Annotated in this window: 14 protein-coding genes; all 14 read left to right on the plus strand. The window is 42.6% G+C overall.

All coding sequences use genetic code 11. From position 1 onward, the window contains the following. Window positions 1–244 precede the first annotated feature (244 nt). The 14 genes from J2S11_RS04280 (at window position 245) to msrA (ending at window position 13,646) form a co-directional block, all read left to right on the plus strand. Window positions 245–1,189: a sugar kinase gene (locus J2S11_RS04280; RefSeq protein ID WP_307391399.1), complete on the plus strand. Its 945-nt coding sequence runs from the start codon at window positions 245–247 to the stop codon at window positions 1,187–1,189. A 63-nt stretch (window positions 1,190–1,252) separates the two neighbouring features. After that, on the plus strand, window positions 1,253–1,921 hold the full coding sequence (locus J2S11_RS04285; RefSeq protein WP_307391402.1) for a bifunctional 4-hydroxy-2-oxoglutarate aldolase/2-dehydro-3-deoxy-phosphogluconate aldolase: 669 nt from the start codon (window positions 1,253–1,255) through the stop codon (window positions 1,919–1,921). 32 nt (window positions 1,922–1,953) lie between these two features. Continuing rightward, entirely contained in the window at window positions 1,954–3,420 is a 1,467-nt protein-coding gene (gene gucD, locus J2S11_RS04290) for an alpha-ketoglutaric semialdehyde dehydrogenase GucD (protein ID WP_307391404.1), read from the plus strand. 100 nt (window positions 3,421–3,520) lie between these two features. Next, complete coding sequence (locus J2S11_RS04295) at window positions 3,521–4,279, plus strand: SDR family NAD(P)-dependent oxidoreductase (RefSeq protein ID WP_307391407.1); 759 nt, start codon at window positions 3,521–3,523, stop codon at window positions 4,277–4,279. A gap of 88 nt (window positions 4,280–4,367) precedes the next feature. After that, window positions 4,368–5,060, plus strand: a complete 693-nt coding sequence (locus J2S11_RS04300; RefSeq protein WP_307391409.1) for a GntR family transcriptional regulator — start codon at window positions 4,368–4,370, stop codon at window positions 5,058–5,060. Window positions 5,061–5,076: 16 nt separating this feature from the next. Beyond that, a complete protein-coding gene (locus J2S11_RS04305) occupies window positions 5,077–6,000 on the plus strand; it encodes a dihydrodipicolinate synthase family protein (protein WP_307391413.1) in 924 nt (307 codons plus the stop codon). A gap of 254 nt (window positions 6,001–6,254) precedes the next feature. Continuing rightward, on the plus strand, window positions 6,255–7,235 hold the full coding sequence (locus tag J2S11_RS04310; protein ID WP_307391415.1) for a tripartite tricarboxylate transporter substrate binding protein: 981 nt from the start codon (window positions 6,255–6,257) through the stop codon (window positions 7,233–7,235). Window positions 7,236–7,260: 25 nt separating this feature from the next. Then, window positions 7,261–7,698, plus strand: coding sequence for a tripartite tricarboxylate transporter TctB family protein (locus tag J2S11_RS04315; protein ID WP_307391418.1), 438 nt, complete (start codon window positions 7,261–7,263; stop codon window positions 7,696–7,698). Between the two features lie 15 nt (window positions 7,699–7,713). Beyond that, on the plus strand, window positions 7,714–9,210 hold the full coding sequence (locus J2S11_RS04320; protein WP_307391420.1) for a tripartite tricarboxylate transporter permease: 1,497 nt from the start codon (window positions 7,714–7,716) through the stop codon (window positions 9,208–9,210). 180 nt (window positions 9,211–9,390) lie between these two features. After that, window positions 9,391–10,077 (plus strand): GntR family transcriptional regulator, encoded by a 687-nt coding sequence (locus J2S11_RS04325; RefSeq protein ID WP_307391423.1) that lies wholly within the window; start codon window positions 9,391–9,393, stop codon window positions 10,075–10,077. 26 nt (window positions 10,078–10,103) lie between these two features. Continuing rightward, window positions 10,104–11,186: a mannonate dehydratase gene (gene uxuA / locus J2S11_RS04330; protein ID WP_307391426.1), complete on the plus strand. Its 1,083-nt coding sequence runs from the start codon at window positions 10,104–10,106 to the stop codon at window positions 11,184–11,186. Beyond that, window positions 11,186–12,034, plus strand: a complete 849-nt coding sequence (locus tag J2S11_RS04335) for an SDR family oxidoreductase (RefSeq protein ID WP_307391427.1) — start codon at window positions 11,186–11,188, stop codon at window positions 12,032–12,034. Before uxuA ends, J2S11_RS04335 begins: the two co-directional genes overlap by 1 nt. Window positions 12,035–12,345: 311 nt before the next feature. Beyond that, window positions 12,346–12,546: a cold-shock protein gene (locus J2S11_RS04340; protein WP_307391429.1), complete on the plus strand. Its 201-nt coding sequence runs from the start codon at window positions 12,346–12,348 to the stop codon at window positions 12,544–12,546. A 137-nt stretch (window positions 12,547–12,683) separates the two neighbouring features. Beyond that, the gene (msrA, locus tag J2S11_RS04345) at window positions 12,684–13,646 is read left to right on the plus strand and encodes a peptide-methionine (S)-S-oxide reductase MsrA (protein ID WP_307391432.1); all 963 of its coding nucleotides are present in this window, start codon (window positions 12,684–12,686) and stop codon (window positions 13,644–13,646) included. Window positions 13,647–13,700 lie beyond the last annotated feature (54 nt).

Below are 13,700 nucleotides of genomic sequence, written 5' to 3' on the forward strand. Positions count from 1 at the left end.
AGACTCTAATTGAAGCAATAGCAAATGGAACGACATCTTTAATTTTGTACTCATTTGCACTCATTCTTATTATAACAGTTGTAGCAAGGTCTTTATCTAATCGTGCTCAGGCCCATCTTTTGCTATGCGATTGAAATATTCAAAAAATACTGTTGACGAAAATCCCGTATTCGACATATAATATCTACAAATGATATCTGATATATCAAATATCATATTGAGTGTGAATGAGGAGATTATGCGTATGGATGTAGTCACATTCGGAGAAACGATGGTGGTTTTATCCCCACTTACTACTGGCCCACTGCGATATGTTCAGCATTTTGAAAAGACGATCGGTGGAGCAGAATCTAATGTAGCCATTGGACTGGTGAGGTTAGGTCATCAGGTAAGCTGGATTAGTCGTTTAGGTGAGGATGAATTTGGTATATATACGAGGAACTTCATTCGAGGAGAAGGGGTAGACACGTCTGCTGTTATGTTCGATAAAAGATATCCGACAGGTGTGTTTTTCAAGGAAAGACAGGCTGCTCAGGACCCCAAGGTCTATTACTACCGGGCAGGCTCTGCAGCCAGTCAAATGACTCCCGAGGATATACAGGATCATCATCTTAAGGATGCTAAGATTCTTCACCTTACAGGAATTACTCCAGCGTTAAGTGAGAGCTGTAGGGAAACTGTATTACATAGCATTGCGTTAGCTCGTAAGCATCAGGTGAAGGTTGTTTTTGACCCTAATATTCGCTTGAAGCTGTGGAGTAAAGCGGAAGCACAGAAGACCCTTTTTGAAATGGCCTCGTTATGTGATGTCGTCTTGCCAGGCATTGATGAGGGTGAGCTACTTACTGGAGAAACAGAGCCAGAAGCCATAGCTGAAGCTTTAAGGCAAAACGGAGCTAGTGTAGTGGTTGTTAAGCTTGGTGCAGAGGGAGCTTATTTTCAAAGCATTAAAGAAAGTGGTTACGCTTCTGGAGTTAAAGTAGAGCATATTGTTGACACCATTGGAGCAGGAGATGGCTTTGCTGCAGGCTTGCTATCAGGATTCATTCGTGGATGGAGCCTGTCAGAGGCGGTAGCTTTAGGAAATAGAGTCGGAGCCTTTGCTCTGACGGTTGCAGGAGATGTGGAAGGCTATCCATATTGGTCACAGCTGGAGCAAGGCAAAGAAAACAAGCAGATTCATCGTTAAGCACCAGTGAAAAGTACGACTCAATAGACCATGAGCTGCTTGATAGAGAGTGAGGGAAGACAGATGCACAATAAAGCGAGCGATCTACAGATGTTAACTGAAAGCGGTGTCATTGCGGTCATTCGACGTGTGCCTATCGAAAGTATAGAACGATTAGCAGACAGCTTGGTTCAGGGGGGAGTGACGGGTTTAGAGGTTACAGTGGACACTCCTGGAGCGTTTGAGGCGATCACAAAGCTGAGGCAGAAGCTTGAGGGTAAGGCGATTGTTGGTGCTGGAACGGTGCTAGATAGCGAATCAGCTGTTAGGGCGATTCAAAGTGGAGCTCAGTTTATTTTTAGCCCAAGTGTCCATCAGTCCGTCATTCGTGCCACACTACGTTATGGAAGAATTGCCGTACCTGGTGTATTTACCCCTACGGAGCTGGTGCAGGCATTAGAATGGGGAGCGGATATGGTCAAGCTTTTTCCCGCTTCAAATCTAGGGCCAGGCTTTGTGAAGGATTTAAAAGCACCTTTCCCTCATGTTGGCATTGTTCCAACTGGTGGTGTCAATTTAGAAAATGTATCTGCGTACTTCGAGGCCGGAGCATCAGCCGTAGGAGTGGGCAGTAACCTAGTGCATGCTAAAGCGAAAACAGATGAGGATTTCAATAAGGTTCAAGAGATAGCCGTACAATATGTAGCGAAAATTAAACAAGCTAGAGAGCAACGCGTAAAGAGTAGGTTATAACGAGGGGTTGAAGGAAGAAGGAGGGGTAAGACGTGAGTACACAAACAGCAACAGCTCAAACGTTTTTAAATTATGTGAATGGACAATGGACAGCGTCCTTAACAGGTGTGGTTGAGGCTAGTATTAACCCCGCAGATAAACACAATCCTGTAGGGTATGTACAAAAGTCGAGCGTAGAGGACTTAGATCAAGCTGTTCAAGCGGCAAAGAATGCTTCAAAGCCGTGGCGCAAGCTTTCAGGTGCTGCTAGAGGAGATTACTTATTTAAAGTCGCGAACCTGATAGAAGAGCGTCTTGAAGAAATCGCGGAAACGATGACAAAGGAAATGGGGAAAACCCTACCTGAAGCCAAAGGAGAAACGGCAAGAGGGGTAGCAATTCTACGTTACTATGCTGGGGAGGGCATGCGAAAGGTTGGGGATGTCATTCCCTCAACCGATAGCTCAGCCATGATGCTGACAACGCGTGTACCGCTTGGTGTCGTAGGCGTTATAGCACCGTGGAACTTCCCGGTTGCCATACCTATTTGGAAGATGGCTCCAGCTTTAATTTATGGGAACACAGTGGTGTTTAAGCCTGCACAGGAAGCAGCCGTAACAGCGGCTAAGGTCATTGAATGCTTCGAGCAAGCTGGAATCCCGGCAGGTGTAGTGAATATGGTAACAGGTCAAGGAGCTGTGATTGGTCAAGCAATCGCTGAGCATCCAGATATTCAAGGAATTACGTTTACTGGATCTAATGCCGTAGGGAAGCAAGTAGGTCAGACAGCTCTAGCACGTGGGGCAAAGTATCAGTTAGAAATGGGCGGTAAAAATCCAGTCATTATTGCTGCTGATGCCGACTTAGATCTAGCTGTTGAAGGAACGATTAGTGGAGGACTACGCTCAACAGGACAAAAATGCACAGCAACAAGCCGAGTTATTGTACATGCGGATGTGTATGACGAGTTTAAAGAAAAACTACTGACTAAGGTACGTGAAATTAAGGTCGGAGACGGCTTAGAAGCGGATACTTGGATGGGGCCATGTGCGAGCGAAAAGCAGTATCAAACAGTGCTATCCTATATTGAACAAGGAAAAGCAGAAGGAGCTACACTGCTTTGGGGCGGTCTGGGCCCATCTGATCAGGAGGCGAACGGCTTCTACGTTCAGCCAACCATTTTTGATGATGTGAAAAACGAAATGGTTATTGCTCAGGAAGAGATCTTTGGACCAGTGCTAGCGCTCATTAAGGTTCATTCCTTAGAGGAAGCCCTTGAGCTAGCGAACGATGTTGCCTTTGGACTTAGTGCCTCGATTTATACAAGTCAAATCTCTAGCATGCTTTCTTTCATAGAGGATATGGAGGCGGGACTGGTTCGAATTAATGCTGAGACAGCAGGTGTTGAGCTTCAAGCTCCATTTGGAGGGATGAAGCAGTCTAGCTCTCATTCCAGAGAGCAGGGTCAGGCAGCGATCGAATTTTTCACCTCTATTAAAACGGTATTTATTAAAGGCTAGTTCTACTCTATTACTCTTTCTGAAGGACAGAAAAGTAACGTAAGAAAAAGTAGAAACTATTTTTTGAAGCTATAAAAATATAGATTATGGAGGGGTACACATGTATTCTTTTGAAAACCAAGTAGCCTTTGTTACAGGAAGTAGTACAGGTATTGGTCGCGCTGCAGCTCTAGCGTTTGCTGAACATGGTGCTGATGTAGTGGTCCATTATAACACTAGTGAAAAGGAAGCGAAGGAGGTCTATCAGGAAATCATTAATAAGGGGCGTAAGTCTTTGCTTGTTCAGGGAGATGTGACGAAACAGGAAGACATAGAAAGAATAGCAAAAGAGATTGAAGATTTCTTTGGTCATGTAGATATCCTAATGAATAACGCTGGCTCTATGGTGAAGCGTGCTCGTTTAGAGGAAATGGAAGAGGATGTTTGGGACCAAGTTATGGCTGTCAACCTTAAGTCCGTTGTGTTTGTGACTCAAGCCATCCTACCTTTAATGAAAAAGAAGGGCAAGGGACGAGTTATCAATTTAGCTTCTATTGCTGGACATAATGGTGGGGGAAAAGGAGCGCTTGCTTACGCTACATCTAAGGGAGCAGTTGCTACGTTAACGCGTGGGCTGGCTAAGGATTTGTTGGAGTACAATATTCAGGTTAATGCTATATCACCAGGGGTTATTTCTACACCGTTCCATGATCGCTTCTCTACGCCGGAATTCCGTAAGCAGCTTGTGACGCAAATTCCATTTGGTAGAGAAGGAACACCAGAGGAAGCCATAGGACCAGTATTATTCTTAGCGTCATCCTATGCCAACTATATCACCGGTGAAATTGTAGAGGTTAATGGTGGTCAGTTAATGAGATAGATCCACCCCGAAGGTTGACCTTTTGGCGAAACTTGACTACGATAGCTCTATTCATGAGTTACGATAAAATTTCCAAGTGGTGATCATAATGAAAAAGGAAAACGAAGAAACGAAGCTACAATTAACAGGAGCATCCAATGTGTACAAATCCTTACGGGATATTGCGCTAGAGACAATCCGTGAGGCGATTGTTAGTGGTCATTTTAAGCCAGGAGACCATCTTAAGGAAAGAGATTTAGCTAAGGAAATGGGCATTAGTACAACACCAATTAAAGAAGCGTTTCGCCTTCTTTCTCATGAGGGACTAGTGGAAACCTTACCACGTAAAGGAACCTATGTATCAGAGATGGTGAATACGTCTATTGAAGAGACGTTAATGCTCAAATCCTACCTTGAGGGAATGTCTGCTAGATTAGCCGCCACAAAGGTCACAGAGGAAGAGCTAGTGAAACTGGAGGAGCAAATTATCCTGATGGAGCAACTAAAGGATAAGCAGCAGCTAGAGCGATATTCAGAGGAGAATACGAACTTTCACCTGCAAATCAGGAGAATAGCAAGCAATCCGATTCTGTATCAAACCCTGCTGAATGTTGAGAATGTAGACCAGGCTTTCAGAAAGAGAGCTCTTCAGCATCAGACCGAAATTGAACAAGGCTTTATTGAGCATAAACAAATCTTTGAAGCGATAAAAGAACGAAACCCTGAGCAAGCAGAAGAGCGAATGAAAAAGCATATCATGCGTACAGCACAAAGCGTGCTACAAAAAAGCAAAGGGATATGACAGGAGGAGTGAATAGGTGAAGTTTGCTGACATCGCTAAAAGGCTAGAGACCATCTCGGCCATTAACATAACCCCATTTGATCTGGAGACAAAGGAAATCAATTGGGAGAGGCTAGAAGAAAATGTGCAATTTTTACTTAAGCACGGTGTTACATCCATTGTCCCTTGTGGCAATACAGGAGAATTCTACTCCTTATCCTTAGAGGAAGCGAAGGAGGAAATTAGGCGGGTGGTGGACGTTGTTGCGGGAAGAGCTCTCGTTGTAGCTGGAATTGGTTATTCCTTGCCCATCGCTTTAGAGCTAGGGGAATACGCGCAACAGGTAGGTGCTGATGCGGTGATGATTCATCAGCCCATCCATCCTTACGTGACAGAAAGCGGAGCAAGCTCTTATTTCCGTAAAATTATTGAGACGCTAGAGATCCCCTCCGTGATTTACTATAAAGATCCGTATTTAAGTGACAATGTGTTAAAGGAGCTAGCTCCTTTAGATAAACTAGTAGCGGTTAAATATGCGATTAATGATCTGCCGCGTTTCGCTAGAACAGTACGTGACATTCCTAAAGAGCATCATATCACGTGGGTGTGTGGAACGGCAGAAAAGTGGGCTCCATTTTTCTACCACGCAGGGGCCAAGGGCTTTACTTCTGGATTAGTCAATGTGTATCCAGAAAAATCCTTTGCAATGCTTGAAGCGTTACAGAACGGTCAGGAGGAGCAGGTGTGGTCCATCTGGGAAGAGCTTGAAGCGTTTGAGAACCTTCGTGCTAAATATAATAACGGCAACAATGTGGTTGTGATTAAAGAGGCTATGGCTCAGCTTGGGATGAGTGCTGGGATGACAAGAGAGCCGGTAAATCCTTTGAATGAACAGGATTCCAAGGAAGTACAAAGCATCTTAGAGAGCTGGGGTTTGTTAAAGAAGCCAGCAGTGAGCTAGTACAGCAGCTCCTTGTAAAAGAAACATAGCAAAAGAAAGTCTATCAAAATACCAAGGGGATACCCTCCCCAAAATGAATGAAATGAGTAACACACCATGGCTATTGTGAAAGCGCTTCATTCTGGTTTTACTCTAGTAATCTGCAAGGCGTCTAGAAACTTAATCATTGATTGCTAGAATTTTAATATAAAAGAATAAGGTTTATGTAAAACTGAATATTCCGAATTAATGGAAAAAAAGGGAGGTTGATTTTTATGAAAAAAAATAAGAAAATGTTACTTGTCTTGTTAATGGCAGGTGTTCTATTTGCTCTTGCAGCTTGTTCTTCGAGCTCAAGCGGCGCTTCAGACTTTCCGAAGAGAGAGGTTACTTTAGTTGTACCATTCTCTGCAGGAGGAGGTACAGATACAACGGCTAGAGCACTAGCTAACGCAACGGAAAAGCATTTAGGTCAATCTATTGCTGTCGTAAATAAAACAGGCGGAAGTGGAGCTGTAGGTTTTTCAGAAGGAGCTAACGCTAGACCAGATGGTCATACTGTAACGATGGTTACGATGGAGGTTACGACCTTAAAGCATTTAAATCTATCCCAAATCACTCACGAGGAATTTAAACCGATTGCTCAAGTTAACTTTGATCCACCAGCGATTACTGTTAAAGCGGATGCTCCATACGATACCGTACAAGAGTTTTTGGACTATGCCAAAGAAAATCCAGGAGCGATTAAAGTGGGGAACTCTGGTCCGGGTGCGTTGTGGCATATGGCAGCTATTATTTTGGAAAAAAGTGCAGGGGTAGAATTCAATCATATTCCGTATGAAGGAGCGAATCCAGCAGTTACAGCCCTTCTTGGCGGACATATTGATATGGTTCCTGTAAGTCCTGCAGAAGTTAAAGCGTATGTAGAAGCAGGGCAATTAAAGACCTTAGCGATTATTGATGAAAATCCTTCTGATGTCCTTCCTGGAGTTCAAACCCTAGTAGAGCAAACAGGAATTCAAACCCCTCATATTGGTTCTTGGAGAGGGTTAGTTGTACCAAAGGATACACCGGATGAGATCGTAGACATTTTATTAGATGCGTTTCAAAAAGGAACAGAGGAAGAGGAGTTCATTCAGTTCATGGATAATAACGGCTTAGGGTTAAGAGTCCTAGGACCAGAGGAATTCAAAAAAATGCTTGATGAGAGCTATGAGTATTTTGGAGAACTGATTCCAGAGCTTAACATCAATTAATCCATAGCCAAATGGGGTGGAACGTTTGAAAAAAGCCAATGTAGTCATCAGCTTAATCGTAATGATGTTCGCTGTGATCGTGTTCCTTTATGCTGGTAACATACAGGTAACTCGAGTAGCCGATATAGGTCCTGACTTTTTCCCGAAAATATTAAGTGCTCTTCTCTTTTTTCTTGGCTTCCTCTTGTTTCTACAATCGAGGAGAATGGATGACAGCCAGCCAGAGGGTCAGGTTAAAAATGCCTTTATAACAATGGGTCTAATGCTCTTATATTTAATGCTATTTAGCTGGGTGGGATTCTTGCTTTCCACCCCGGCTATGGCCATCGTTTTTCTCTATTACGTAAAAGTAAGGAGATGGCTTCCTCTCCTTTTAACGCCTATTGGTGTAACGGTAGCTATTTATTTAATTTTTGAAGTCATGCTAAATGTTCCCCTGCCAGCAGGAAGACTGTTTAGTTAAGGAAGGTGGCAAACAATGCTAGCAGAAGCATTCAGTAACTTATTTCAAGTTGATGTACTACTCATTTGTGCCTTAGGTGTTATAGGGGGAATTGCTATTGGTGCCCTACCGGGATTGACGGCTACGATGGGTGTAGCGTTGCTCCTCCCCTTAACGTTTGGCATGTCGCATGTATCAGGAATTCTCCTGCTCATTTGTATTTACTTTGGAGCCATATACGGGGGATCCATCAGTGCGATTTTGCTTCGTACACCGGGAACCCCTGCTGCTGCCGTGACAACACTAGATGGCTTTGCTATGGCTAAAGAGGGAAATGCTAAAAAAGCTCTTATGATTTCCACCCTTAGCTCTGGAATAGGGGGGTTCATCAGTGTTATAATTCTTATTTTTTTAGCTCCAGTTATGGCAGGGTGGGCTTTACAGTTTAGTGCTCCTGAATCGTTCGCCTTAGCCTTTTTTGGTCTATCCATTATCACTAGCATTGCTGGGGGTTCTTTAGTTAAAGGACTCATAACAGGAGTAGTAGGATTAATTATTGCTACGGTAGGGATTGATCCGGTAAGTGGAATTACTAGATTTACGTTTGGAAATGTTCAATTACTAGGTGGGTTAAGCTTTATTCCCATTATGATCGGTTTATTTGCTGCCTCTGAAGTGTTTAAGACGATGGAATCTATTCATATGCGTGATGTGATGAAGGTGACCGTTAGTAAAATCGGTTTAAAGTGGCAGGAGTTTAAAATGATTTTGGCTACGATTCTTCGCTCCACTGGGATCGGCACATTCATCGGGATGATTCCAGGTGCGGGTGGAGATGTAGCTGCCTTTGTTTCCTATAATGAGGCCAAACGTTTCTCTAAGCGCAAAGAGGAGTTTGGAAAAGGATCGATGGCAGGAGTTGCCGCTCCTGAATCCAGTAATAGTGCTACAACGGGTGGTGCCATGATTCCTTTACTTACTCTAGGGATTCCAGGGGATGCCGTTACTGCTGTATTACTTGGGGCGTTTATGGTCCAAGGTTTGCAGCCTGGTCCTCTGTTGTTTCAAAATAACGGAGATGTTGTCTACTCCTTATTTTTAGGAATGTTATTGAGTAACATGCTTATTATTGTATTTGGACTAATAGGGATTCGCTATTTCATCAAGATTTTAGCCATTCCTAAAGAGTATCTGACTCTTTCTATTTTAGTGCTTTGTGTCATTGGAGCGTATGCGTTAAATAACAACTTTTTTGACGTATGGGTAATGCTCATTTCTGGGGTCATTGGCTACTTTATGCAGCGGTATGGATATCCCTTATCGCCTGTCATTTTAGCATTAATCCTTGGTCCAATGGCCGAGAGTAATCTTAGAAGGGCTTTAACAATGTCAGATGGTAGCCTTAGTATTTTCTTTACTAGGCCCATTGCGGCTACCCTAATTATTTTAGCTATTCTGACCCTGTTTCTACCTATTGTCCGTTCCATGCTTAAGAATCGAAAAAATAAAAAGGACTCCACTGTATCGACGTGACGATTAATTCACTGTTTATTGGTGTGAAAAATAGTTTTACTTAAGAATTAGAGGCTCCTCAAACCAAAGCGTAACGGTTTGAGAGCTTTTTGTTTTATCAGCTCGTCATCCAATTTTCTATTATTCAGACTACCATACAAGTATACAAGTGTGCTAAAATGAAAGTAAGGGGGAATCAAAATGGAATTGATTTATAAGAATGAACGTACACACTCTGTGCGAGACAATGTGTATCGTACACTTAAGGAAAATATAATGAATTTGAATCTTAAGCCTGGTTTAAGTATATCGGAAAAAGATGTGGCAGATAAGCTTGAGGTTAGTCGTACCCCTGTTAGAGAGGCGTTTGTTCGATTAGGGCAGGAGGGTCTTGTAGACATCTACCCTCAAAGAGGGACGTTTGTGTCACTCATTGATTTAGACCAAGTGGAGGAAGGCCGCTTTATTCGGGAGCACTTGGAAAAAGCTATGATTAAGCTAGCCTGCCAGGTGATGGTAGCCGATTCTATCATCGATTTGGAATCAACGATTGCTCAGCAAAGGCTAAGTGCCGAAGGTAATGACTACGTTAAGCTTTTTGAATTGGATGAGCAGTTCCATTCTTTAATAGCTAAAGGATGTGGCAAACAAAAAACATGGGAGATCATTGAGCGGGTTAATCTGCACTTTAATCGTCTACGTGTTTTAAGATTAGTAGCAAACGATAATTGGGAATCTATTATTGGACAGCATCAGGAGATGGTTCAAGCGATTAAAGAGAATAACTCTGAGCATGCTGAACAGGTTATGCACCAGCATTTGAATTTAGTTCTTTATGATCAAAAAGAGCTGAAGGAATTGTATCCTAATTACTTTGAGAAACAATAGAAAAGAGCTCGGAGGGTGGGAAAGAGATGAGGATGGTTTTTAGATGGTATGGGGAAGGGAATGATACGGTGACTCTAGAGCAAATCAAGCAGATCCCCGGTGTGGAAGGGATTGTCTGGGCTTTGCATGATAAGCCAGCCGGAGAGGTTTGGGCGCTAGAGGAGATTCAGAAGGTGAAGGAGCAAATAGGCAAGCATCAGTTTCATATTGAGGTTGTGGAAAGCGTTAACATCCATGAGTCTATTAAGCTAGGTTCACCTGAAAGGGATACATATATTGAAAATTATAAGAAAACGATCGAAAATTTAGGGGCAGTAGGTGTTAAGGTTATTTGCTATAATTTTATGCCTGTGTTTGATTGGACCCGAACGGATTTGTTTAAGGAATTAGAGGATGGTTCAACAGCTCTCTTTTACGAAAAAGCAAAAGTTGAAGGAATGGACCCAATGGAGCTGGTAGAAAAGATATCACAGCACTCCTCTCTTTCTCTTCCAGGGTGGGAGCCAGAGCGGTTGAAGCATTTAAAAAGCTTGTTTGAAGCGTATCGTGATGTGACAGAGGAGCAGCTATGGCAGAATCTAGGGTATTTTCTACAGGAAGTTGTCCCTGTAGCGGAGAAGAACGGCATTGTTATGGCTATTCATCCTGATGATCCACCATGGTCTATTTTCGGATTGCCAAGGATTATAACAAATAAGGAAAACGTAAAACGAGTGCTGAAGCTTGTTGACAGTCCAAGTAACGGTCTAACCCTGTGCAGTGGCTCCTTGGGAGCTAACCCTGCTAACCACATTCCTGAAATCATTAGAGAGATCAATCGAGAATTTCCGGGCCGAATTCACTTTACCCATATACGTAATGTCCGAATCTACGATAATGGTGATTTTATTGAGACCTCTCATCGTACTCAAGACGGTTCAATCGATATGTGTGACGTGGTTAAAGCGTTACATGAGGACGGGTTCACTGGCTATACTAGACCAGATCATGGACGACATATTTGGAATGAAACTTGTAGGCCGGGCTACGGGCTATATGATCGAGCGTTAGGGATTATGTATCTATGGGGAGTATGGGATTCACTGGAGCGAGAAAGGAGAAAAGCTTAATGCTAGCAAATCATGATAACATTCGGGGAAAGGTTGCTGTCATTACAGGTGGAAGTGGTGTCTTGTGCCGAGCAATGGCTAAGGAGCTAGCTAGACAAGGAGCTAAAGTAGCGATTCTTAATCGGAATCAAGCGAATGGACAGGAGGTGGCTGATGAGATTATAGAGCAGGGAGGAGAAGCACTTGCTCTTTCCTGTGACGTTCTTAATGTGGAAAGTGTTAAGCAAGCTGAAGCAGCTATCATTGAAAAGCTAGGAATCTGTGATATTTTAATCAACGGAGCAGGTGGTAATCATCCTCAGGGAACAACAACTAAGGAAACGTTCCAAGAGGGGGACATAGAATTAGATAATGTCACAAGCTTTTTTGACCTGACGGCAGAAGGCTTTAGTTTTGTATTTGATTTAAACCTACTTGGAACATTGATTCCTACTCAGGTATTTGCCAAGAAGATGGCTCATCGCAAGGGAGCTGTGGTCATTAATATGTCATCTATGAGTGCTCCTTCTCCCATGACAAAGGTTCCTGCCTATAGTGCAGCAAAAGCAGCTATCGACAATTTCACACAATGGTTAGCTGTTCATTTTGCAGAGGTTGGGATTAGGGTTAATGCGATTGCTCCAGGCTTTTTTCTTACGGAACAAAACCGCAAGCTTCTAACTAACGAGGATGGCTCTTTAACGGAGAGGTCGAACAAAATCTTGACCCATACGCCAATGCGCAGATTTGGGCAGCCAGAGGATTTACTAGGAACATTAATTTGGCTAGCTGATGATCAAATGTCAGGCTTTGTGACAGGTATTACCGTTCCAGTCGATGGAGGGTTTATGGCTTATTCGGGCGTGTAGCAGAAGAAGGAAACCCTGTGTTTCAGGAGTAAATCGCAGGGTTTCTAAAAGTGTGACGATCTCAAGAAAGTCGCAAGAAAATAGTATGAATAGATTTTTTCCAAATACTTGATTTTCTAATTCGGGTGTGATATGATGATCTCAAACAATCTCAACATAAATTCAAACCTAAATGAATCATGAATTAACATCATTTTAATTCACATATTGTAAAGGGTTGTTATTTGTGAAATAGAGCCTTTTACAATGTGTGAATTTTATTTTTAAGAGATAAAAGAAACATGTTAATTTAAATTTTTGGAGGTATACCCATGCAAACAGGTACAGTTAAATGGTTCAATGCAGAAAAAGGCTTTGGATTCATCGAGGTAGAAGGTGGAAGTGACGTATTTGCTCACTTTAGCGCAATTACTGGTGATGGTTTCAAAACTTTAGAAGAAGGCCAACGTGTTGAGTTCAACGTAGTTGAAGGCGACCGTGGACCACAAGCGGCTGACATCGTAAAGCTATAATTAGCCCTAAAGACTGCTCTTATCGTAAGATAAGGGCAGTTTTTTTGTATATTTAGGCTGAACCTAATACAATAAAGAATAATAGATCGACGATAAGAAAAAATATAATGTGCAAAAAAAGTGGAGGTGTATTGGACATGAGTCAGACAATCGAAACAAATAAGGCACTTGCCACGTTCGCTGGAGGCTGTTTCTGGTGTATGGTATCCCCTTTTGAAGAAAGAGATGGGATCATTCAAGTGCAATCCGGGTATACAGGGGGGCATACAGAAAACCCAACCTACAAAGAGGTTTGCTCTGAAACAACGGGTCATTATGAAGCGGTACAGATCACCTATGACCCAACTCGCTTTAGCTATGATGAGCTATTAGAGCTTTATTGGCAGCAAATTGATCCGACTGATTCAGGTGGACAATTTCATGATCGAGGTCAATCCTACCAAACGGTTATTTTCTACCATACCGAAGAACAACGCAAGAAAGCTGAGGCATCAAAGCAGGCCCTGGAGCAGAGTGGAAGATTTAAGAAGCCCATTGTGACGGAAATTTTACCTGCTCAAACCTTTTATCCTGCCGAGGAATATCATCAAGATTATCACAGCAAGAATCCTTTTCGCTACGCTTTGTATCGACAGGGTTCTGGAAGGGATGCCTTTATAAAGAAGCATTGGCCCAAGGACACTAGTCATTTAAAGGATAAGCTGACGGACATGCAATATTATGTGACACAGGAAAACGGCACAGAGCCTCCTTTTCAGAATGAGTTTTATGAAAACACAAGGGAAGGTCTCTATGTAGACATTGTTTCTGGTGAGCCTCTCTTCAGCTCAAAGGATCAGTATGATAGTGGCTGTGGCTGGCCAAGCTTTACGAAACCTATCCTTTCAGCAGGCGTAAAAGAAAAGGTAGACTTAAGTCATAATATGACTAGAACAGAAGTGAGAAGTAAGGATGCCGATTCTCATTTAGGTCACGTGTTCAACGATGGTCCAGGCGAAAACGGCTTAAGATACTGTATTAACTCTGCTGCTCTACGATTTATTCCTAAGGAGGAATTGGAGCAAGAGGGGTATGGAGACTTTTTGATTTTGTTTAAATAAATTATTAAATATGGCCTAATTCAAGCACCATAAAACATGGGTACCTTCTATGCT

Source organism: Bacillus horti, from assembly GCF_030813115.1.
Classification (GTDB): Bacteria; Bacillota; Bacilli; order Caldalkalibacillales; family JCM-10596; genus Bacillus_CH; species Bacillus_CH horti.

Bases quoted from the DNA above. Each gene is read 5' to 3' on its own strand.
- J2S11_RS04280 (WP_307391399.1), top strand. From the start codon at position 245: ATGGATGTAGTCACATTCGGAGAAACGATGGTGGTTTTATCCCCACTT.
- J2S11_RS04285 (WP_307391402.1), top strand. From the start codon at position 1,253: ATGCACAATAAAGCGAGCGATCTACAGATGTTAACTGAAAGCGGTGTC.
- J2S11_RS04295 (WP_307391407.1), top strand. From the start codon at position 3,521: ATGTATTCTTTTGAAAACCAAGTAGCCTTTGTTACAGGAAGTAGTACA.
- J2S11_RS04300 (WP_307391409.1), top strand. From the start codon at position 4,368: ATGAAAAAGGAAAACGAAGAAACGAAGCTACAATTAACAGGAGCATCC.
- J2S11_RS04310 (WP_307391415.1), top strand. From the start codon at position 6,255: ATGAAAAAAAATAAGAAAATGTTACTTGTCTTGTTAATGGCAGGTGTT.
- J2S11_RS04320 (WP_307391420.1), top strand. From the start codon at position 7,714: ATGCTAGCAGAAGCATTCAGTAACTTATTTCAAGTTGATGTACTACTC.
- J2S11_RS04325 (WP_307391423.1), top strand. From the start codon at position 9,391: ATGGAATTGATTTATAAGAATGAACGTACACACTCTGTGCGAGACAAT.
- uxuA (WP_307391426.1), top strand. From the start codon at position 10,104: ATGAGGATGGTTTTTAGATGGTATGGGGAAGGGAATGATACGGTGACT.
- J2S11_RS04335 (WP_307391427.1), top strand. From the start codon at position 11,186: ATGCTAGCAAATCATGATAACATTCGGGGAAAGGTTGCTGTCATTACA.
- J2S11_RS04340 (WP_307391429.1), top strand. From the start codon at position 12,346: ATGCAAACAGGTACAGTTAAATGGTTCAATGCAGAAAAAGGCTTTGGA.
- msrA (WP_307391432.1), top strand. From the start codon at position 12,684: ATGAGTCAGACAATCGAAACAAATAAGGCACTTGCCACGTTCGCTGGA.